Source organism: Acidovorax sp. 100 (genome assembly GCF_003688355.1).
Classification (GTDB): domain Bacteria; phylum Pseudomonadota; class Gammaproteobacteria; order Burkholderiales; family Burkholderiaceae_C; genus Acidovorax; species Acidovorax delafieldii.
On record NZ_REFD01000001.1, the window covers coordinates 4,730,313 to 4,749,712 of the forward strand.

21 protein-coding genes are annotated in these 19,400 nt (G+C 66.1%); 20 read left to right on the forward strand and 1 reads right to left on the reverse strand.

Annotated features, from left to right (window positions below):
• The first annotated feature begins 153 nt into the window (after window positions 1–153).
• The 14 genes from C8C96_RS21580 to C8C96_RS21645 all read left to right on the forward strand — a co-directional run bounded on the left by C8C96_RS21580 (window position 154) and on the right by C8C96_RS21645 (window position 13,688).
• Window positions 154–978, forward strand: a complete 825-nt coding sequence (locus tag C8C96_RS21580) for an ABC transporter ATP-binding protein (RefSeq protein ID WP_121943596.1) — start codon at window positions 154–156, stop codon at window positions 976–978.
• Between the two features lie 19 nt (window positions 979–997).
• The gene (locus C8C96_RS21585) at window positions 998–1,765 is read left to right on the forward strand and encodes an ABC transporter permease (RefSeq protein WP_056060732.1); all 768 of its coding nucleotides are present in this window, start codon (window positions 998–1,000) and stop codon (window positions 1,763–1,765) included.
• Window positions 1,758–2,246 (forward strand): nucleoside deaminase, encoded by a 489-nt coding sequence (locus C8C96_RS21590; protein WP_255424919.1) that lies wholly within the window; start codon window positions 1,758–1,760, stop codon window positions 2,244–2,246. Before C8C96_RS21585 ends, C8C96_RS21590 begins: the two co-directional genes overlap by 8 nt.
• A gap of 130 nt (window positions 2,247–2,376) precedes the next feature.
• Window positions 2,377–3,420, forward strand: a complete 1,044-nt coding sequence (locus tag C8C96_RS21595; protein WP_121943598.1) for a patatin-like phospholipase family protein — start codon at window positions 2,377–2,379, stop codon at window positions 3,418–3,420.
• A gap of 109 nt (window positions 3,421–3,529) precedes the next feature.
• Window positions 3,530–4,309 carry a FadR/GntR family transcriptional regulator gene (locus C8C96_RS21600; RefSeq protein ID WP_121943599.1) on the forward strand — a complete coding sequence of 260 codons (780 nt, stop codon included), beginning with the start codon at window positions 3,530–3,532 and terminating at the stop codon, window positions 4,307–4,309.
• Between the two features lie 299 nt (window positions 4,310–4,608).
• Window positions 4,609–5,976 carry a GntP family transporter gene (locus tag C8C96_RS21605; RefSeq protein WP_121943600.1) on the forward strand — a complete coding sequence of 456 codons (1,368 nt, stop codon included), beginning with the start codon at window positions 4,609–4,611 and terminating at the stop codon, window positions 5,974–5,976.
• Between the two features lie 37 nt (window positions 5,977–6,013).
• Window positions 6,014–6,937: an L-threonate dehydrogenase gene (gene ltnD / locus C8C96_RS21610; protein WP_121943601.1), complete on the forward strand. Its 924-nt coding sequence runs from the start codon at window positions 6,014–6,016 to the stop codon at window positions 6,935–6,937.
• Window positions 6,934–8,211 carry a 3-oxo-tetronate kinase gene (gene otnK / locus C8C96_RS21615; RefSeq protein WP_121943602.1) on the forward strand — a complete coding sequence of 426 codons (1,278 nt, stop codon included), beginning with the start codon at window positions 6,934–6,936 and terminating at the stop codon, window positions 8,209–8,211. The genes ltnD and otnK overlap by 4 nt, the downstream gene beginning before the upstream one ends.
• Before the next feature lie 17 nt (window positions 8,212–8,228).
• Window positions 8,229–8,918: an aldolase gene (locus C8C96_RS21620; protein WP_121944134.1), complete on the forward strand. Its 690-nt coding sequence runs from the start codon at window positions 8,229–8,231 to the stop codon at window positions 8,916–8,918.
• 63 nt (window positions 8,919–8,981) lie between these two features.
• On the forward strand, window positions 8,982–10,049 hold the full coding sequence (locus tag C8C96_RS21625; protein ID WP_121943603.1) for an alpha/beta fold hydrolase: 1,068 nt from the start codon (window positions 8,982–8,984) through the stop codon (window positions 10,047–10,049).
• Between the two features lie 24 nt (window positions 10,050–10,073).
• A complete protein-coding gene (gene otnI / locus C8C96_RS21630; protein WP_121943604.1) occupies window positions 10,074–10,871 on the forward strand; it encodes a 2-oxo-tetronate isomerase in 798 nt (265 codons plus the stop codon).
• Window positions 10,872–11,234: 363 nt separating this feature from the next.
• Complete coding sequence (locus C8C96_RS21635; protein WP_121943605.1) at window positions 11,235–12,263, forward strand: ABC transporter substrate-binding protein; 1,029 nt, start codon at window positions 11,235–11,237, stop codon at window positions 12,261–12,263.
• Between the two features lie 13 nt (window positions 12,264–12,276).
• Window positions 12,277–13,275, forward strand: coding sequence for an isopenicillin N synthase family oxygenase (locus C8C96_RS21640; protein WP_121943606.1), 999 nt, complete (start codon window positions 12,277–12,279; stop codon window positions 13,273–13,275).
• Complete coding sequence (locus C8C96_RS21645) at window positions 13,272–13,688, forward strand: VOC family protein (protein ID WP_121943607.1); 417 nt, start codon at window positions 13,272–13,274, stop codon at window positions 13,686–13,688. Before C8C96_RS21640 ends, C8C96_RS21645 begins: the two co-directional genes overlap by 4 nt.
• A 94-nt stretch (window positions 13,689–13,782) precedes the next feature.
• Here C8C96_RS21645 and C8C96_RS21650 read toward each other — a convergent pair whose 3' ends face one another.
• Window positions 13,783–14,778: an isopenicillin N synthase family oxygenase gene (locus tag C8C96_RS21650; protein WP_121943608.1), complete on the reverse strand. Its 996-nt coding sequence runs from the start codon at window positions 14,776–14,778 to the stop codon at window positions 13,783–13,785.
• Between the two features lie 449 nt (window positions 14,779–15,227).
• Between C8C96_RS21650 and C8C96_RS21655 the strand changes: the two genes are divergently transcribed.
• The 6 genes from C8C96_RS21655 to C8C96_RS21680 all read left to right on the forward strand — a co-directional run bounded on the left by C8C96_RS21655 (window position 15,228) and on the right by C8C96_RS21680 (window position 19,383).
• Entirely contained in the window at window positions 15,228–15,743 is a 516-nt protein-coding gene (locus C8C96_RS21655; RefSeq protein WP_369804331.1) for a nucleoside deaminase, read from the forward strand.
• 67 nt (window positions 15,744–15,810) lie between these two features.
• Window positions 15,811–16,467 carry a TetR/AcrR family transcriptional regulator gene (locus C8C96_RS21660; RefSeq protein ID WP_056747723.1) on the forward strand — a complete coding sequence of 219 codons (657 nt, stop codon included), beginning with the start codon at window positions 15,811–15,813 and terminating at the stop codon, window positions 16,465–16,467.
• Window positions 16,468–16,656: 189 nt separating this feature from the next.
• Complete coding sequence (locus C8C96_RS21665; protein WP_121943609.1) at window positions 16,657–16,959, forward strand: 2Fe-2S iron-sulfur cluster binding domain-containing protein; 303 nt, start codon at window positions 16,657–16,659, stop codon at window positions 16,957–16,959.
• A 32-nt stretch (window positions 16,960–16,991) separates the two neighbouring features.
• Window positions 16,992–17,579, forward strand: coding sequence for an NAD(P)H-dependent oxidoreductase (locus tag C8C96_RS21670; RefSeq protein ID WP_044398955.1), 588 nt, complete (start codon window positions 16,992–16,994; stop codon window positions 17,577–17,579).
• A gap of 23 nt (window positions 17,580–17,602) precedes the next feature.
• A complete protein-coding gene (locus tag C8C96_RS21675) occupies window positions 17,603–18,922 on the forward strand; it encodes an amidohydrolase family protein (protein ID WP_121943610.1) in 1,320 nt (439 codons plus the stop codon).
• Window positions 18,919–19,383 carry a RidA family protein gene (locus C8C96_RS21680; protein ID WP_121943611.1) on the forward strand — a complete coding sequence of 155 codons (465 nt, stop codon included), beginning with the start codon at window positions 18,919–18,921 and terminating at the stop codon, window positions 19,381–19,383. Before C8C96_RS21675 ends, C8C96_RS21680 begins: the two co-directional genes overlap by 4 nt.
• Window positions 19,384–19,400 lie beyond the last annotated feature (17 nt).

Sequence of the window (19,400 nt, forward strand, 5' to 3'; positions counted from 1 at the left end):
TCGACTCGCTGCGCGAGTCGGGAGGGGGACGCCCCCGGTGCACGCCAGCGAAGCGCCGCCTACGCGGCAGGGCGGCCCTTGCACGGGGGCGCTGGCCTGGGCCGCGCCCAGCATCAACCTCGGTGCACAAACACTACTCACTACGGACCTCTGATGCAGGCTGCTGATTCCTACTTTGTGGACTTCCGCGATGTCTGGCTCGCGTACAACGACGAGCTGCGCGCCAAGAACCAGTTTGCGGTCGAAGCCATCGACCTGCAGGTACGCCAGGGCGAATTCATCGCCATCGTGGGCCCCTCGGGCTGCGGCAAGTCCACCTTCATGAAGCTGGCCACGGGGCTGAAGATGCCCTCCATGGGCAAGATCCTCATCGACGGGCAGCCGGTGACGGGGCCGCTCAAGGTTTCGGGCATGGCCTTCCAGGCGCCTTCGCTGCTGCCCTGGCGCACCACGGTGGATAACGTGCTGCTGCCGCTCGAAATCGTCGAGCCCTACCGCAGCAACTTCAAGCAAAAACGCAAGGAATACGAAGAGCGCGCCCGCAAGCTGCTGCAAAAGGTGGGGCTGGCGGGCTATGAGGACAAGTTCCCCTGGCAGCTGTCGGGCGGCATGCAGCAGCGCGCCAGCATCTGCCGCGCGCTGATCCACGAACCCAAGATGCTGCTGCTGGACGAGCCCTTCGGCGCGCTGGATGCCTTCACGCGCGAGGAGCTGTGGTGCATCCTGCGCGACCTGTGGACCGAGCAGCAGTTCAACGTGATCCTGGTCACGCACGACCTGCGCGAATCGGTCTTCCTGGCCGACACGGTGTATGTGATGAGCAAGAGCCCCGGCCGGTTTGTGGTGCGCAAGGAGATCGAACTGCCCCGCCCGCGCGACCTGGAGGTGACTTACACCAAGGAGTTCACCGACATCGTTCACGAACTGCGCGGCCACATCGGCGCACTGCGCAAAGCCGGCGCGCCCATCCAGCAATAACAAGAAAGCGCCTCATCCCATGCACAAGAAAACCGTCGAGCGCTGGTCTCCCTGGCTGCTGCTGACTGCCACCATCCTGCTGTGGCAGATCATCTGTTCGGCCTTCAATGTCTCCGAGTTCATCTTCCCCAGCCCCTGGGCCATTGCCACCCAGCTGGTGGAGTTTGGCGGCGTCATCGCAGGCCACGCCTGGCGCACCTTCTGGGTCACCATGGCCGGCTTTGGCATCGCCATCGTCGTGGGGGTGCTGCTGGGCTTTGTGATCGGCTCTTCGCGCCTGGCCTACGCCGCCGTGTACCCGCTGATGACGGCCTTCAACGCACTGCCCAAGGCAGCGTTCGTGCCCATCCTGGTGGTGTGGTTCGGCATTGGCGTGGGCCCGGCCATCCTCACGGCGTTCCTCATCAGCTTCTTCCCCATCATGGTCAACATCGCCACCGGCCTCGCCACGCTGGAGCCCGAGCTGGAAGACGTGCTGCGCGTGCTGGGCGCCAAGCGCTGGGACGTGCTGACCAAGGTGGGCCTGCCGCGCTCCATGCCGTACTTCTACGGCTCGCTCAAGGTCGCCATCACCCTGGCCTTTGTGGGCACCACGGTGTCGGAGATGACCGCTGCCAACGAAGGCATTGGCTACCTGCTCATCAGCGCGGGCTCGTCCATGCAGATGGGCTTGGCCTTTGCGGGCCTGATGGTGGTGGGCGCCATGGCCATGGTGATGTACGAGCTGTTCAGCTGGATCGAAAAACGCACCACGGGTTGGGCGCACCGGGGTTCTCAAGGTGAATAACCCGACGACGTTGAGCGAAGCCCAGGCAGCCACGCTGCTGCGCCGCGCCAACGCCGTGGCCCAACGCGCCAAGGACATGGGCCGCCATCCCTTCGGTGCGCTGCTGGTTGCGCCCGATGGCGAGACGGTGCTGGCCGAGCAGGGCAACATCGACACCGTGAACCATGCCGAGAGTACGCTGGCCCGCACGGCGGCGGCCAACTATCCCAGCGCTTATCTCGCCCAGTGCACGCTGGTCACCACCTTCGAGCCCTGCGCCATGTGTGCGGGCACCATCTACTGGGCGGGCATCGGGCGCGTGCTGTATGGCGCCGAAGAAACCGCCCTGCTCGCCCTGACGGGCGACCACCCCGAGAACCCCACGCTGGCCCTGCCTTGCCGCACGGTGTTTGCGAGCGGCCAGCGCCCCACCGAGGTGCTGGGCCCGGTGCCTGCGCTGCAAGACGAGATCACTGCCCTGCACCGCGACTTCTGGCAGTAATGGAAGCTGGCGCTTGTATTTGAAGCGCAAGCAGCTCCTCTTTCAGGAGCAAAAGACACCACCAACTGGTGACTCGGCACCCTGCCGCTATACTGCCGGCCCCGTTTGGACGACAGCAGGATCACCCGGCATGCGCTTGACCATTCTTTTGCGCCTTCTGGCCCTTGGGGCCGCAGCAGGTCTGGCCGCATGCGGCGGCACGGCCCCGACCCAGCCAGCGGCGGGCGACGCGCCACCTGCCGCTGCGACCACATCCACCACTCCCCCCATCCGCATCGGCATCGCCCTGGGCGGTGGCGCGGCCAAAGGCTTTGCGCACATCGGCGTGATCAAGATGCTGGAGGCCAATGGCCTGGCGCCCGCCGTGGTCTCGGGCACCAGCGCAGGCAGCGTGGTCGGCGCGCTGTATGCCAGCGGCATGAACGCCTTCGAGATGCAGGAAAAGGCCGTGGCACTGGACGAAGCCAAGATTCGCGACCTGCAGCTGTCGTCCGGCGGGCTGGTACTGGGACAGAAACTCGAAGACTATGTGAACGAGCAGGTGCACCGCAAGCCGCTGGAACAGATGGCCAAGCCCTTCGTCGTGGTGGCCACGCGGCTGGAAGACGGCGAGCGCACGGTGTTTGCACGCGGCAACACCGGCCAGGCCGTGCGCGCATCGAGCAGCGTGCCCGGTGTGTTCCAGCCCGTCACCATCGGCAAATACCATTTTGTGGATGGCGGCATCGTGAGCCCCGTACCGGTGGATGCAGCACGCCAGCTGGGCGCCGACATCGTGATCGCGGTAGATATCTCCAACAAGGCCCGGGGCCAGACGCCGGGCAACATGCTGGGTGCGCTGAACCAGTCGATTGCCATCATGGGCCAGAAGCTGGGCCAGGCCGAGCTGGCGCGGGCCGACGTGATCATCCGCCCACAGGTGCTCGACATTGGCGCCGCCGACTTCAGCCAGCGCGCCAATGCCATCGTGGAAGGCGAGAAGGCCGCGCTGGCCGTGATGCCGCAAATCCGCGAACGTGTGGCCCAGCTCCAGGCCGAGCGCAGCAAGGCGGCGGCGCAGGCCCAGCAGAAGGCGGCCGAGGCGCAATACCAGGCCTGCCTGGACAACCGCAGCCGGCTGCAGAAGCTGGCGGGCCTCGCCAAACTGGACGACTCCTGCCCGGCGCCCAAGTAGCGCGGCAAACAAACGATTCCAGCGCAGTGCCCTTCGGGTAAAGTCAACTGCGCCCCGGCCTGCCAGCACCACCCGGCACCGACTTCACGCCCCACTGCCCGCCCCACCCATGTCTTCGCCGTTCTCCGCCGTCAAACCCAGCGCCAAGCTCTCCGACCAGGTGGCCAGCGCGCTGGAGGCCGAGATCCGCGCGGGCCGCATCCAGGCGTCCGACAAGCTGCCCACCGAGGCGGTGCTGGCGCAGCAGTTCCAGGTCAGCCGCACGGTGGTGCGCGAGGCCATCTCGCGCCTCAAGTCGCTGGGGCTGGTGGACTCCCGCCAGGGCAGCGGCGTGTATGTGCTGGCGCCGGGCATCGAGCCGCTGCAGTTCGATGTACCCCTGGCCGCATCGCGCGAGGCGGTGATGCAGATCGTGGAAGTGCGCCGCGCGTTGGAGGCCGAGGTAGCCGAGCTGGCGGCCCTGCGGCGCACCGATGCAGACATGGCCGCCATACGCGCCGCCATGCAGCACATTGCCGATGCCGTGCGTGCAGGCCGCGACGGGGTGGAAGAAGACGTGCTGTTCCACCGCGCCATCGCCCAGGCGGCAGGCAACCCATTCATGATCAGCACGCTGGACTATCTGGCGCAGTTTCTCAAGGGCGCCACCCGCGTGACCCGTGCCAACGAAGCGCGCCGCACCGACTTTGCCGATGCGGTGACCCACGAGCACACCCACATCGTGCGCGCCATCGAGGCGGGCGACCCGGTGGCAGCGCGGGCGGCTGCCGCGCAGCACATGAAGAACGCACTGGCCCGCATCGAGCAGGCCGACCTCACGTTCTGGGCCCAGGACGGCGCTCGGCTGGCCCAGCCGCTGGTGGCGGCATCCACACCGCTGGTGTTCTGAGCCACGTCCGAAACCTGTGCGCCGGGCTTGCGTCCCAACACATCGGTGATTTGCTACATATTTGGTAGCTGCTCAGGCATATTGCACTAGCGCTTGAGCACCAAAACGCCTCAAAACTGCTTCACCGACCATTCCCACGCACTGGCAGACGCGGGTTAACCCGTAGCAGTGCCGCGCTCGATAATTTGTATGATAACCATATAAACACACCAACCAAGGTGCAAATGAAAACCCCTGCAAGGTCGCTTTGAGCGGCTCCAGCCTGGGTCAGCCCCTTCCATCCCGGAGATACCCCGTTCATGTCCACCCTCGCACTTCTCGGCATCGGCGCCGGCAGCATTGCACTGCTCCTGTTGCTCATCATCCGCTGGCAGGTCCACGCCTTCGTGGCGATGATGCTGGTGAGCTTTCTGGTGGCGTTTGCCACGCAGATGCCCATTGGCGACATCATCAGCACGCTGATTGCGGGCATGGGCGGCACGCTGGGTTCGGTCGCCATCCTGGTGGCGCTGGGCTCCATGCTGGGGCGCATGATCGAGGTCTCGGGCGGTGCGGCCAGCCTGGCCAACCGCTTCACGCAGCTGCTGGGCCCCACACGGGTGCCCATGGCCCTCACGGCCGCAGCGCTGGTCCTGGCCATCCCGGTGTTTTTTGACGTGGGCTTCATCATCCTGGTGCCCATCGTCTACGGCTTTTGCAAGGCAGCGGGCGTCAACCCCATCAAGTTCGGCCTGCCCGTAGCGGGCATCATGCTGGCCGCACATGTGGTGGTGCCACCGCACCCCGGCATCGTGGGTGGGGCAGCCATCGTCAAGGGCGATATTGGCTGGATCACCATCATTGGCCTGGCCATCTGCATCCCGCTCGCGGCGCTGTCGCAGTATGTGTCGGGCTGGCTCAACCGCAAGGGCTACCCCTTGTTGCCCACCACGGCCGAGCAGTTTGCAGCCTTTGGCAACAGCGAAGACAGCCAAACCACCCAGGCGGGCAAAGCCCCTGGCGTGGGCACCATCATGGCGCTGATCGTGATCCCCCTAGCCCTCATCATGGCGGGCACCACCGGCGCCACGCTGCTGCCCAAGGGCGACAACCTGCGTAACGTGCTGGGCTTCATCGGCTCGCCCATCTTTGCGCTGATGGTGGCCGTGGGCCTGGCGATGTTCCTGCTGGGCCGCAACCAGGGCTGGAACCGCGAGCGCACCAACGCCATCATGGAATCCGCCCTGCCCCCTGCTGCCACGGTGATCTTGGTGACGGGCGCAGGCGGCGTGTTTGCCAAGGTGCTCACCGCCAGCGGCATTGGCACGGCGCTGTCGCAAAGCCTCACGGCCACGCACCTGCCGCTCATCCTGCTGGCTTTCATCATCTCGCTGGCGCTGCGTGCCGCGCAGGGCTCGGCCACCGTGGCCATCATCACCACCTGCGGCCTGCTGGCCGACGCGATTGCAGGTGGCGGGTATTCCCCCTTGCAAGTGGCGCTGCTCACGGTTGCCATCGGCTTTGGCAGCCTCGGGCTGTCGCACGTCAACGATTCGGGCTTCTGGATCGTGACCCGCTACCTGGGCCTGAGCGTGGGCGATGGCCTGCGCACCTGGACCGTACTGACCACGGTGCTGGGCCTGGCGGGTTTTGCACTCACGGCTTTGCTTTGGGTGCTGGTGGCCTGAACGCCCCCTTTTTGAATTTCTTTGAAGGACTGACAACATGACAAAACCCACCGTCGGCATCATCGGCCTGGGCGCCATGGGCGCTGGCATTGCCAAGACCCTGCGCAATAACGGTTTCACCATCCACGTGTGTGACGTGCGCCCCGGCGTGGCCGATGCCTTTGTGGCGGACGGCGGCACCGCCCACGCCACCACCGCGTCGCTGGCGGCGGCGAGTGATGTGGTGGTGTCGGTGGTGGTCAACGCGGCACAGACCGAGAGCGTGCTGTTCGGCGACGATGGCAAAGGCGGCGCAGCAGCGGCCATGCGCTCCGGCAGCACCTTTGTGATGTGCTCCACGGTAGACCCCAACTGGTCCGTGGCGCTGGAAGCGCGCCTGAACGCCCTGGGCCTGCACTATGTGGACGCCCCCATCTCCGGCGGCGCAGCCAAGGCCGCATCGGGCCAGATGACCATGATGACTTCGGCCAAGCCCGAGGCCTATGCCGCTGCCAACGCCGTGCTCGACGGCATGGCCGGCAAGGTGTACCGCCTGGGCGACAAGGCGGGCGCAGGCAGCAAGGTCAAGATCATCAACCAGCTGCTGGCCGGTGTGCACATTGCCGTGGCCGCCGAAGCCATGGCCCTGGGCCTGCGCGAAGGCGTGGACGCTGCAGCGCTGTACGAGGTCATCACCCACAGCGCAGGCAACAGCTGGATGTTTGAAAACCGCATGGCCCATGTGCTGGCGGGCGACTACACGCCGCTGTCGGCTGTAGACATCTTCGTGAAGGACCTGGGCCTGGTGCTGGACACCGCACGCGCCAGCAAATTCCCCCTGCCGCTGGCCGCAACGGCGCACCAGATGTTCATGCAGGCATCGACCGCAGGCTTTGCCAAGGAAGATGACAGTGCCGTGATCAAGATCTTCCCTGGCATCACGTTGCCAAATAGCGAAGGTCCAGGGAAGGACAAGGCATGACACGCGCACGTGCACTGCTGGGCTGCATTGCCGACGACTTCACCGGCGCGACCGACCTGGCCAACAACCTGGTGCGCGCAGGCATGCGCGTGGTGCAAGCCATGGGCGTACCCACGGCACCTTTGGATACCGAGGCCGATGCGATCGTGGTCGCACTCAAGTCGCGCACCATCCCCAAAGACGAAGCGATTGCCCAGTCGCTGGCTGCGCTGCAATGGCTCAAGGCGCAAGGTGCCGAGCAGATCTACTTCAAATACTGCTCCACGTTCGACAGCACGGCCGAAGGCAACATCGGCCCCGTGACCGATGCGCTGATGCAGGCGCTGGGCACCGACTTCACCATCGCCACGCCCGCCTTCCCCGACAACAAGCGCACCGTGTTCAAGGGCTACCTGTTTGTGGGCGATGTGCTGCTGAACGAGAGCGGCATGCAGAACCACCCGCTCACGCCCATGACCGACCCCAACCTGGTGCGCGTGCTGCAGGCGCAAACACCCAGCCGCGTGGGCCTGATCGACCACAGCGTGGTTGCACAGGGCGAAGCCGCCATCCGCGCGCGCATCGACCAACTGAAGGCCGAGGGCGTGCGCATGGCCGTGGTCGATGCGGTGTCGAACGCCGACCTGCTGCGCCTGGGCCCTGCGCTCAAGGGCATGCCGCTGGTCACAGCGGGCTCCGGCGTGGCGATTGGCCTGCCGGGCAACTTTGGCGTGGCCTCCAGCAACGAGGCAGCCCGCCTGCCTGCCGCGCAAGGGCTGCAGGCCATTGTGTCGGGCAGCTGCTCGGTAGCCACCAACCAGCAGGTGATGGATTTCATCAAGGCAGGCAAGCCCGCCCTCGCCATCGACCCGCTGCGCATCGCCGCAGGCGTGGACGTGGCCGCCGAAGCGCTGGCCTGGGCCGAAGGCCACATGGGCCAGGGCCCGGTGCTGGTGTATTCCACCGCCGAGCCCTCGGCCGTGCGCGCCATTCAGGGCAAGCTGGGTTCCGAGAAAGCCGGTGCCATGGTGGAAGACACCATTGCCGCCATTGCACGCGGCCTGGTGCAGCGCGGTGTGCGCCAGCTCATCGTGGCGGGTGGCGAAACCTCGGGTGCCTGTGTGCAGGCCCTGGGCATCACGCAAATACGCATTGGCGCCCAGATCGACCCCGGCGTGCCGTGGTGCCATGCCGTGGCGCCCGACGCCAAGGACGGGCTGCACCTCACGCTGAAGTCGGGCAATTTCGGCAGCACCGACTTTTTCAGCAAGGCTTTTGCACAATTGCAGGCATGACCTCTACCCCCGCCTTCATGGATGAAGCCCAAGCCCGCGACGAAATCTGCCGCGTGGGCCGCAGCCTGTTTGAGCGCGGCTATGTGCATGCCACCGCGGGCAATATCAGCGTGCGGCTGGCCGATGGCTACCTCATCACCCCCACCGACGCCTGCCTGGGCACCCTGCAGCCCGAGCGGCTGGCGCGCCTGGACGCCCAGGGCCAGCAGGTGGCAGGCGACCGGGCCAGCAAGACCATTGCGCTGCACCGGCAGATTTATGAGGCCTCGGCATCGACAGCAGCCCCCGCGCGCTGTGTGATCCACACGCACAGCACGCATCTGGTGGCGTGCTCGCTGCAAGCCGACACCGCTGCAGGTGGCAAGCTGGCGCCCGATGCGCAACTGTTGCCGCCCATTACGCCCTACTTCGTCATGAAGGTGGGCCGCGTTCCGCACATCCCGTACCACCGCCCTGGTGACGCCGCAGCGGCCGCGCTGGTGGCGCAGACCATCACCCGCTATGCAGTCCAGGGCAGCCCTGTGCGCGCCGTGATGCTGGCGCGCCTGGGGCCCAACGTGTGGCACGACACGCCCGCCGCCGCCATGGCCGTGCTGGAAGAGCTGGAAGAAACCGCACGCCTGTGGATGCTGTGCCAGCCTCGCCCCACGTCGCTGACCGAGCCCCAGATCGAGGAGCTGCGCCAGAGCTTTGGTGCCCACTGGTAACGGGTAACGGGCTGGCTGCGCACAAGGCGCGGGGATGAAAGAACACACACAAGGAGACAAACCATGACCCTTTCTTTCTGGCGCAAAGCCTTCGCCCCCATGCTGCTGGGCGTGCTGGCCACGGGCGGTGCATCGGCTGCGGACTACCCCGCCCCCAAGCACGGCGAGTGGGTCGTCAAGGATTTCCGCTTTCACACCGGCCAGACCCTGCCCGAACTCAAGCTGGCCTACTCCACCGTGGGCGATCCCACAGGCGAGCCGGTACTGGTGCTGCATGGCACCAATGGCTCGGCAGAGAGCATGCTCACGCCCGGCTTTGCAGGCACGCTGTTTGGCCCCGGCCAGCCGCTGGATGCGCGCAAGTACTTCATCATCCTGCCGGATGCCATCGGCACCGGCCGCTCCAGCAAGCCCTCAGACGGCCTTCGCGCCGCCTTTCCAGCCTACAACTATGACGACATGGTGCAGGCCCAGTACCGCCTGCTGACCGAGCACCTGGGCGTACGCCATGTGCGCGCCATCATCGGCAACTCCATGGGCGGCATGCACACCTGGGTGTGGGCCCAGCGCTACCCCGATTTTGTGGACATTGCCGTGCCCATGGCCTCGCTGCCCGCCGCCATGTCGGGCCGCAACTGGATGATGCGCCGCCTGCTGGTGGATGCCATCCGCAACGACCCCGAATGGCAGGGCGGCAACTACACCCGCCAGCCCCGCAGCCTTCAGTTCGCGTCGGTGTTCTTTGGCACGGGCACCAACGGGGGTCACCAGGGCCTGCAAAAGCTGGCCCCCAATCGCGCTGCGGCCGATGCGCTGGTGGAGCAACGCCTCAAGGCCCCTTTCCGTGGCGATGCCAACGACCACATCTACCAGTGGGAGGCATCGCGCGACTACGACCCCGAGCCCGGGCTGGAACGCATCACCGCGCGCGTGCTGGCCATCAACTCGGCAGACGATGAGCGCAACCCACCCGAGCTGGGCGTGCTGGACAAAGCCATCGCCCGCATCCCGCACGCCCAGGCCTACGTGATCCCTGCCAGCGCCGACACCCTCGGCCACAGCACGGTGGGCCTGGCGCGCTTTTACCAAGACCGGCTGGCACAGGTGCTCACCAGCGCACCGCGCCGCTGACCGCTTTTTTCTCAGGAATCTTTCATGCCCCGCTTCGCCGCCAATCTGTCCATGCTCTACAACGACGTGGACTTTCTCGACCGTTTTGCCGCCGCTGCCCGCGATGGCTTCCAGGCGGTGGAGTACCTTTTTCCCTACGCCTACCCGGCGCAAGAACTGGCCACACGGCTGCAAACCAACGGCCTGCAGCAAGTGCTGTTCAACACCCCGCCCGGCAACTGGGACGCGGGCGAGCGTGGGCTGGCCTGCCTGCCCGGGCGCGAGGCCGAGTTCCGCGAAGGCATTGCCAAGGCGGTTGAATATGCCCAGGCGCTGCAGTGCCCTCGCATCCACGTGATGGCCGGTCTTGTGCCCCAGGGCGCGGACGCAGCCACCGTGCGCGCCACCTACATCGCCAACGTGCGCTACGCCGCCGAGCAGGCTGCGCCGCACGGCATCCAGATCCTGCTGGAGCCCATCAATGGCCGCGACATGCCCGGCTTCTTCCTCAGCCGCCAGGACCAGGCCCATGCGCTGATCGCCGAGATCGGTGCCACCAACGTCAAGGTGCAGATGGACCTGTACCACTGCCAGATCGTGGAAGGCGACCTGGCCATGAAGGTGCGCCAGTACCTGCCCACAGGCAATGTCGGCCACTTCCAGATTGCCGGTGTGCCCGAGCGCCACGAACCCGATGTGGGCGAGATCAACTACACCTATCTGTTCCAACTGCTGGACAGCCTGGGCTACGACGGCTGGATTGGCTGCGAATACCGCCCCGCGCGCGGGGCCGCCGCCCACGCTACCAGCGACGGGATGGGCTGGCTCAAGCCCTGGCTGTAAAGACCTACCTCGCACCACAGTTGCCGTTGCACGCCTGACGCTGGTGCAGCGCGCACCATGGCGCGGCACGCGGGGGCGTTCGGGCATGGTTTCTCCTTGGGTTGGCATGGCACAGATCCTGCAAATACGCAGACGCCAAGAGTAGAAGCGTTCAGCGGCCACCGCCCGGAAATTGCTCTTGAAGCATGCAATGGACTGACGCCACCACGGGCGCGCAGGACTGTGCGTCTTCAGGAGGCCGGTGCCCCCACCTCGCAGCCCCAGCGCCCTGTCGGTTGATTGCATGCACCCCGTTCGGAGGGGTGTGAAGCCTGGCTTTTCACTCCCCCGTGGTTACCCGCCAACGACCAGGAGTGCTCCACCATGCAACGCCGTTCCCTCATCCGCGCCACCGGCGCCGCCGCCCTTCTGTCTGCCACACCGTTTGTGCGCGCCCAGGGCAATCTGCAAAAGTTCAAGTTCAACCTGGGCTGGAAGATCGAGGCCTCGGGCGCAGGCTTTTTGCTGGCGCAGCAGCGCGGCTACTACAAGGATGCGGGCCTCGATGTCACCATCGACACCGGCAACGGGTCTGCCTCGGCCATCAGCCTGGTGGCGGGTGGTGCCTATGACGTGGCATCGGCCGACCTCTCGACCATGATCGAGTTCAACACCGCCAATCCGCAGTCCAGGCTGGCAGCGGTCGCCATCCAGTACGACCTGAACCCCAACTCGGTCATGGTGCGCAAGGACGGCGCCATCAAGAAGCCCGCTGACCTGGCGGGCAAGACCATCCTGGGCCAGCCCTTCAACGCATCGCGCAAGCTCTTTCCCGCCTTTGCCAAGGCACAGGGCTTTGATGGCAGCGGCGTGAAATGGGAAAACGTGGCCCCCGACATCGGCGACACACGCTTCGTCAAAGGCGATTTCGACGCGGCGGCGTACTTCTTCTTCACCGGTTTGCTCAACCTGAAGGCGCGGGGCCTGACGCCGGATCAGATCACGGTGTTCCGCTTCTCGGACTATGGCCTCAAGTCGTATGGCAACGGACTCATTGCCAACGCCAAGAGCATGCAGGACAACCCGGATGCCATGAAGGCCTTCGTCAAAGCCACCACACGCGGCTGGGTCGACGCGATTGCCGACCCGCGCGCCGGCGGTGCCGCCATCAAGGCCCGAGAGCCACTGGCCCATGAAGAGATCGAGTTTGAGCGCCTGCAGCTCATCGTGGACGGCACCATGAAGACCGCCGAGACACGCGCCAACGGCTGGGGGGCTGCCACGCCTGCGCGCCTGCAGGCCACCATCGATGAGACCGTGGCAGCCTTTGGCCTCAAGAGCAGCCTGGCGGTGGCCGACATCTGGACCGACCGCTTTCTGCCCCCGGCCGCCGACCGCAAGCTCAAGGCCTGACCAGGGTAAAGCCATGGGCATCCCCCTCATCGACCTCAGTGGCGCCCTGCAGCCGGGCGCGCCGCGCAGCCCCGCCGTGATGGCCGTGGCCGCCCAACTGCGCCAGGCCTGCACGGGCCCGGGGTTCTTCTACGTGCGCCACCACGGTGTGCCGCAGGACATCATTGCGCGCCAGTTTGCCTTGGCGCAGCAGTTCTTCGACCTGCCGCTGGCATCCAAGGAAGCGATTTCGCTGCACCACTCACCCGCGATGCGGGGCTACGAAAGCCTGGGCGGGCAGACACTGGACGCCAGCGCCCGGCCAGACCTCAAAGAAAGCTTTTACTGCGGGCTGGACTACGCGGCAGACCATCCGTATGTGCAGCGCGGCTACCACTCCTACGGCAGCAACCAGTGGCCGGAGGCGTTGCCCGAGCTGGCCACCCAGAGCCGCACCTACATCGCCGCCATGCGGCAACTGGCCCTGCGGCTGATGCAGCTGCTGGCGCTCTCGCTCGACCTGCCCGAGGATTACTTCGACCACACACACCAGAGCCCCATGCTCACGCTGCGGCTGCTGCGCTACCCACCCCATCCTGAGAGCGCCGATGCGCTCACCTTTGGCGCGGGCGAGCACACCGACTGGGGTGCCATCACCCTGCTGGCCCAGGACCACCATGGCGGGCTGGAGGTGAAACTGCCCACCGGCGAATGGGTGGCTGCCACACCCATCGAGGGAGCGCTGGTGGTGAACCTGGGCGACATGATTCCGCGCTGGACGAATGGGCTGTACCGATCCAACCCCCACCGCGTGCGCAACGTGCACAGCGGGGACGCACCGCGCCACTCCATTCCCTTCTTCTACACGCCCGACTACGAGGCCCAGGTGGTCCCCGTCCCCACCTGCGTGCCTGCGGGTGAGTCGCCGCGCTTTGCACCCTGCACCGTGGGCGAGCACCTGCAGGCCATGTACCGCAAGACGTACGGCCTGGGTCAGACCACCAACCCAGCCAGCGCCGCGGTGATGGCATGAGGCTCTGGTTCAACCTGCTGTGCCAGGACATCGAAGCGCAGCTTCAGTTCTATCAAGCCCTGCTGCAGTTGCCCGAGGCGTCGGGGACGCGCTCGGCCATCTACCGGGCGGTGGAGACCGAGCACTTCCAGCTCGGCTTCAATGCCCCCGAGGCCTATGCCCTGCTAGGCCTGGCCGACCGGCAGCCTGGCGCAGCCTTGCCGTCACCACGCGGCGTGACAGGCTATGCCACCTTCATGCTGGACACACCGGACGCCGTGGAGGCTGCCACCGAAAAGGCCAAAGCTCTGGGCGGACAGGTCATCAAGCCAACTTACGCCACGTACTACGGCCAATGGCAGGCGGTGCTGGCGGACCCGGAAGACAACGTGTTCCGGATAAGCGCTGTGGGTGTACCGCGCCACGTCGCTTGAGCCTGCCCCTGCCCGGCCGCACCATCGACGGCAGCCGACCACCCAGGCATCGGCGGGGCGGACAAGCGCCCACCCCTGCCTCCCAAGTCACGCGTCAATAAGCCTTGAAGTTGGCCGCCACCCGCTGGTTCAGGTAGTCGCCCGCGGCAATCGCCGGGTACTTCTTGCCCGGCCCTTCGATGATGGCGTCGCGGTTGGCCTGGGCGAAGAAGGCGATGCTGTAGCGCGGCCCCATGTACTCGCCCGGCAACGGGTTCTTCACACGGTGGAAGTTGCTGGGCAGCTGGTCGTCGCTCCAGCGCATCAGCATGTCCCCGATGTTGCAGGTGATGGCCTGCTCGTCGGGCTCCACCGAGGTCCAGGCCTGGGTGTCCATCTCCTTGCCCGGGCACACCTGCAGGCCGCCCTGGCCCTGGCGCTGAAAGAGCAGGGTCAGGCAATCAAAGTCGGTATGCGCCCCGGCGCGCCACAGGCCCAGGCTGGCTTGTTGCTCGGGCGGGGTCGCAAAGTAGTGCAGCAGGCGCAAGGTGCTTTGGTAGCTGGCCTGCGCAGGGTCGTGCGCTCGGGCAAAGAAGGCCTCGTCAAACCCCAGCTTCCACGCAAAGCATGACAGCACCTGCATGGCCACCTGCCAGCACTGGCCCTCAAACGCGAGCATGGTGGCCTGGAAGCCTGCCAGCTCCTCGTCGGTGGGCCACAGGCCTGCCATGTGCGGGCGGGTGATCTGGTACGACTCCTTCTGGTCCGGTGTGCCGGTGGAGGGGCGCACCTGCGCGCGGCTCTCCCAGCCCACGTTGAGCGCCTTCTTGAGCGGGTACTGCGCCTTCACGGCATCCGGCAGCGCAAAGAAACGCTCGGTCATCGCAAAGGCTTTGTGCACCTCGGCCAGGTCAATGCCGTGGTTCACGATCTGGAAAAAGCCGACATCGACGGCGGCGTCCCATAGCTGATCGGCAATCTCGGTCTTGCGCTGAGCAAAGTGGCTGAGGTCGATGCGGCGGATCTCGCGGCTCGCGGTTTCCGAGCCCATCGCGCCCATGCGCGTTTCTTTTTGCAGCTCGGCGAGGTCGTAGGTGGCAGTGGTGGTCATGCAGTTCTCCTGAAGACAAGTGGAAGGAAGAAAGGCCCTCCCGCTGGGTGCTTCAAGAGCGTTTGGCACCGCCTGCTGCGGCCGGCCGTTCAACCCTTGAAGCCACGGTGTGCCAACGCACACCGCTGTGCGCACAGCGGGCTTCAAGAGCAATTTCCGACTGGCATCGCCTCGTGCAGGATGGCACGGGGACAACGCAGTGAACGCTTCTACTCTTGTCAATTGCGATGCAAGAAGAATGCCCACGCGCCTTGCATGTGTGCCAGCGCAAAGTCAGAGCACTTGTGCACAGCGCGTCCAAAGCCATGCATACATGTCACTGATTGTGATTGGCATGCCAAATGCATAGCGCCCTGCACCACAACGGCGGGCGTGCAGACAGTCCGGCGTTGCACAACGACAGTAACCCACCCACCATCGACGGAGACACCTACACCATGCACGCGCTCATGTCTGCACCCCCGGCCAGCTTTGACGACCCTACCCCCATCAACGACACCGACGGCACCTACCTGCGCCAGGCCATCGCGTGGTCGTGCACCGCCCGCGCGCGCGGCAACCGCCCGTTTGGTGCGGTGGTCATCAGCGCCGAAGGGCACCTGCTGGCCGAGGCCTACTGCAACACCACCGAGACCGGCGACTGCACCGGCCACGCCGAGACCAATGCCGTGCGCCAGCTCAGCCCCCGCGTAGGCCGCGATGCCCTGGCCAAGGCCACGCTGTATTCGTCGGCCGAGCCCTGCGTGATGTGTGCGGGCGCCATCTTCTGGTCGGGCATTGGACGCGTGGTGTTTGGCATTGATGCCGAACGCCTGCGCGTGTTCCGGGGCGAACGTGCCGAACAGCGCGACGCCGAGCTGTCGTGCCGCGACGTGTTTGCCGCCTCGCCCCACGCCATCGAATGCATCGGCCCGGCGCTGGTCGAAGAAGCCAGCGCACCGCATATCGGGTTCTGGAAAGTCTGACCCACTCCTGCGCGGGCAGAATCTGCGGCGCACACTCTGCAATTCCCCCATGCCTCGCACCAAAGCCATGACCGAATCCGAAGCCGAAGCCGCCTCCGGCGCGCTGCTCAGCCGCGCCAAACAGGGCCGTGAACGCATCCTGGGTGCCATCCGCGAAGCGGCCATTGCCGAGTTCAGCCGCCATGGTTTCAAGGGGGCATCCACCAAAGCCATTGCCGAGCGCGCCGGGCTGACCAAGCCCCAGCTGCACTACTACATCAGCAGCAAGGAAGAGCTGTATGAAGAGCTGCTGTACTCGGTGCTCAACGGCTGGTCGGGCGCCTTCATTTTTGACAGCAACAGCGACGATCCCAAGAAGGTGTTGAGCAGCTATGTGCGCAAAAAACTCGACTACGCGCTGGACAACCCGGGCCTGTCGCGCATCTTCACCACCGAGGTGCTGGGCGGTGGGCGCAACCTGGGCAAGTACTGGCCGGTGGCCGTCAAGTCCACCCAGCAGAAGGTGGACCTCATCAACCGCTGGATTGCCGAAGGCCGCATGCGCAAGGTGGACGCCAAGGTTTTGCTGATGCAGATCTGGGGCATGACGCAGCACTACGCCGACTACGGCGTGCAGGTGCACATCATGCTGGGCCTGGCGCCCGACGAGCCCATCGACCGCGAGCCCATCGTGCGCGAACTCACCAGCTTTGTGCTGCTGGGCTGCGGCCTCGCACCAGACTAAGGCCCCCGCCCCATTCTGGGCATGCCTCGGTTGCCTGAGGGGCGAATCCCGGGCAATTTGCACCAGCACACGGCGTCAAAAGCCCCTTTCAGGCCGCGTTGATCCACCACAAAGACGTTTGACCGCTTTTTGTGGCTGGCACAGCCTTTGCAATAGTTTGACCAATCGATCAAATCACATGGTCAAACAATGCAGACAGTCCCTGACACCGCCGACGCCGCCCGCACAGAACACGCATTCGAGCTGATCCTGCAGCGCAGCCAGATGCGCTTGCCCGTCGCCTCCGGCGAGAGCATGGCTGATGTGCTGCAGCTCGCAGGCGTACCGCTGGAAACCCTGTGCGAGCAGGGTATGTGCGGCACCTGCGTGACCCGCTGGCTGGACGGCAAGCCCGACCACCGCGACAGCTGCCTGAGCGCTGCAGAGCAAGCCACCCACGTCGCCGTGTGCTGCGCGCGCAGCCACAGCGCCACGCTCACGCTGGACCTGTAGGCCCATCCCCCACAACCCGAAGGACCCCCGCCATGCGCATCCTCGTGATCTATTGCCACCCGGTAGAGACCAGCTACAACGCAGCCCTGCACACCGAGGTGGTGCAGCAGCTGCGCGGCGCGGGCCATGAGGTGGACGACTGCGACCTGTACGCCGAGGGCTTCAACCCCGTGATGACACGCGAAGAGCGCCTGGGCTACCACGAGGTGCCCAGCAACCAGTTGCCCGTGCAGGGCTATGTGGACCGCCTGCTCTGGGCCGAAGCCGTGGTGTTCTGCTTTCCTACCTGGTGCTTTGGCATGCCGGCGATGCTCAAGGGATTTTTCGACCGCGTGCTCATGCCCGGCGTGGCCTTTGACATCAGCGATCCGCACAACGTCAAGCCCTCGCTCACGCACATCAAGCGCATCTCGGCCGTGGTCACTTACGGGCGCCCCCGCTGGACGGCCCTGTTCATGGGCGACCCGCCGCGCAAGTCCATCACCCGCTACATGCGCCTGCTCACGGGCGGCAAGGCGCGGGTGGACTACCACGCCTACTACCACATGAACGTGGCCACACCGCCCCGGCTGGCGGCCTTCAAGGCCCGCGTGGGCCAGGCGATGGCGCGCTTTGCATAAGACAACGTTCTAAGGGCCACGGCATGCACGCATTCAACACCCCGGACCACATCCTGCGCGCCCGGCTGCCGCGCTGGCTGCTGCCCTCCGCGTGGCCGCAGCAGGGCCACCAGCCCGCACTGGCCGATCTGCGCCTGGCCCAGGGCCGCATCGTGCAAGTGCGGCCCCACGGCACCCAGCCTGCGCTACACGGCGCTGTGTGGGACGTGGCCGGCGCGCTGGTGCTGCCCGGCCTGGTCGATGCGCACACCCACCTGGACAAGGCCTTCACCCTGCCGCGCATGGGAGAAGTCAAACCCGGCCTGCTGGGCGCCATCGAGGCCATGATGGTGGATCGCCAAAGCTGGACCGAAGCAGACATCCACGCCCGCGCCAGCCGCGCGCTGCAATGGGCCTACGACGCAGGCACCGTGCACCTGCGCACCCACTGCGACTGGTGGGAGCCCGACGCGCAGCCACTGGCCTGGAACGTGTTGCGCGCGCTGGCCCACGACTGGGCCGACCGCATCACGCTGGAGCGCGTGAGCCTGATCCCCTTGCACCTGTACGCAGACCGCAGCGCCGCCCTGCGGCTGGCCGCCACTGTGGCCACCAGCGGCCCCGGCGCATTGCTGGGCGGCTTTGTGCATTCCACCAACTGGGACCCGCAGGCGCTGCGCCACCTGTTGGAAGCCGCACAACACCACGGGCTGAACGTGGACCTGCATGTGGACGAAGAACTGCACCCCGGCGCACAGGGCTTGGCGACCACGGCCGCACTGCTCAAGGAGCTGGGTTTCGAAGGCCATGTGGTCTGCGGCCACACCTGCGCCCTGGCCGCACAGGACGAGGCCACGGCCCTCGCCACGCTCGACGCGGTGGCACAAAGCCCGATCACGCTGGTCACGCTGCCCATCACCAACCTGCTGCTGCAGGACGCCACCACCGGCCGCACGCCACGCCAGCGTGGCCTGACGCTGGTGAAGGAAGCCCGTGCACGTGGCATCCCGGTGCTGGTCGCCAGTGACAACGTGCAAGACCCGTTCTGCCCCGTGGGCAGCTTCGACCCGCTGGAAGCCCTGGCCACGGGCGTTCTGGCTGCGCAGCTGGATGCACCTTTCGACCAATGGAGCGAATCGCTGTGCCGCACCGACTGGCTGCGCACCGGCCGCACTGGCACCACGGCGCTGCCGCTGCAGCCTGGCACGGTGGCTGACCTGCTGGTCTTCACGCAGGCCGACCACTGGGGCTTTCCATCGCGCGCACAAAGCCGTGTGGTGCTGCGCCAGGGCCGCGTCGCCAGCGGCCATGCACCGGCTGCCTGGCATGTGCCAACCACCCAATCCGCAAGGAGCCTCGCATGAGCCCCACATCTGCGCCAGGCATCGCCCAGCCCCTGGCCCGCTACGCCGCGTGGCGCCGCGCAGGCGACTTCATCTACCTGAGCGGGATCATTGCCGTGGACCCTGCCGCCAGCCGCATCGTGCGTGGCTACGACGACATCCCGCATGAGGCCGCCACGCTGATTGGCCGCACGGGCGAGTTCAGCAGCGACATCAAGGAAGGCCCCATCCTCGCGCAGAGCTGGTATGTGCTCGACCGCATCCGCCAGACCATCGAGGCCGCCGGCGGCCAGATGTCCGACGTGTTCAAGCTGGTGCAGTACTTCAAGAACCTGGACCACTTCCCGCAGTACAGCCGCGTGCGCAAGCTGTTCTTCCCCGGCGAGCCCCCCGCATCCACCGTAGTGGAAGTGAGCGGCATGTTGCCCACCCCCGACATCCTCATCGAGGTGGAGGCTACGGCCTACCTCCCCTTGCGCTGACAACGCCTTCCTTCACG

Bases quoted from the DNA above. Each gene is read 5' to 3' on its own strand.
- ltnD (WP_121943601.1), top strand. From the start codon at position 6,014: ATGACAAAACCCACCGTCGGCATCATCGGCCTGGGCGCCATGGGCGCT.
- C8C96_RS21680 (WP_121943611.1), top strand. From the start codon at position 18,919: ATGAGCCCCACATCTGCGCCAGGCATCGCCCAGCCCCTGGCCCGCTAC.
- C8C96_RS21600 (WP_121943599.1), top strand. From the start codon at position 3,530: ATGTCTTCGCCGTTCTCCGCCGTCAAACCCAGCGCCAAGCTCTCCGAC.
- C8C96_RS21640 (WP_121943606.1), top strand. From the start codon at position 12,277: ATGGGCATCCCCCTCATCGACCTCAGTGGCGCCCTGCAGCCGGGCGCG.
- otnI (WP_121943604.1), top strand. From the start codon at position 10,074: ATGCCCCGCTTCGCCGCCAATCTGTCCATGCTCTACAACGACGTGGAC.
- otnK (WP_121943602.1), top strand. From the start codon at position 6,934: ATGACACGCGCACGTGCACTGCTGGGCTGCATTGCCGACGACTTCACC.
- C8C96_RS21650 (WP_121943608.1), bottom strand. From the start codon at position 14,778: ATGACCACCACTGCCACCTACGACCTCGCCGAGCTGCAAAAAGAAACG.
- C8C96_RS21645 (WP_121943607.1), top strand. From the start codon at position 13,272: ATGAGGCTCTGGTTCAACCTGCTGTGCCAGGACATCGAAGCGCAGCTT.
- C8C96_RS21580 (WP_121943596.1), top strand. From the start codon at position 154: ATGCAGGCTGCTGATTCCTACTTTGTGGACTTCCGCGATGTCTGGCTC.
- C8C96_RS21635 (WP_121943605.1), top strand. From the start codon at position 11,235: ATGCAACGCCGTTCCCTCATCCGCGCCACCGGCGCCGCCGCCCTTCTG.
- C8C96_RS21660 (WP_056747723.1), top strand. From the start codon at position 15,811: ATGACCGAATCCGAAGCCGAAGCCGCCTCCGGCGCGCTGCTCAGCCGC.
- C8C96_RS21605 (WP_121943600.1), top strand. From the start codon at position 4,609: ATGTCCACCCTCGCACTTCTCGGCATCGGCGCCGGCAGCATTGCACTG.
- C8C96_RS21595 (WP_121943598.1), top strand. From the start codon at position 2,377: ATGCGCTTGACCATTCTTTTGCGCCTTCTGGCCCTTGGGGCCGCAGCA.
- C8C96_RS21620 (WP_121944134.1), top strand. From the start codon at position 8,229: ATGGATGAAGCCCAAGCCCGCGACGAAATCTGCCGCGTGGGCCGCAGC.
- C8C96_RS21585 (WP_056060732.1), top strand. From the start codon at position 998: ATGCACAAGAAAACCGTCGAGCGCTGGTCTCCCTGGCTGCTGCTGACT.
- C8C96_RS21670 (WP_044398955.1), top strand. From the start codon at position 16,992: ATGCGCATCCTCGTGATCTATTGCCACCCGGTAGAGACCAGCTACAAC.
- C8C96_RS21675 (WP_121943610.1), top strand. From the start codon at position 17,603: ATGCACGCATTCAACACCCCGGACCACATCCTGCGCGCCCGGCTGCCG.
- C8C96_RS21655 (WP_369804331.1), top strand. From the start codon at position 15,228: ATGTCTGCACCCCCGGCCAGCTTTGACGACCCTACCCCCATCAACGAC.
- C8C96_RS21625 (WP_121943603.1), top strand. From the start codon at position 8,982: ATGACCCTTTCTTTCTGGCGCAAAGCCTTCGCCCCCATGCTGCTGGGC.
- C8C96_RS21665 (WP_121943609.1), top strand. From the start codon at position 16,657: ATGCAGACAGTCCCTGACACCGCCGACGCCGCCCGCACAGAACACGCA.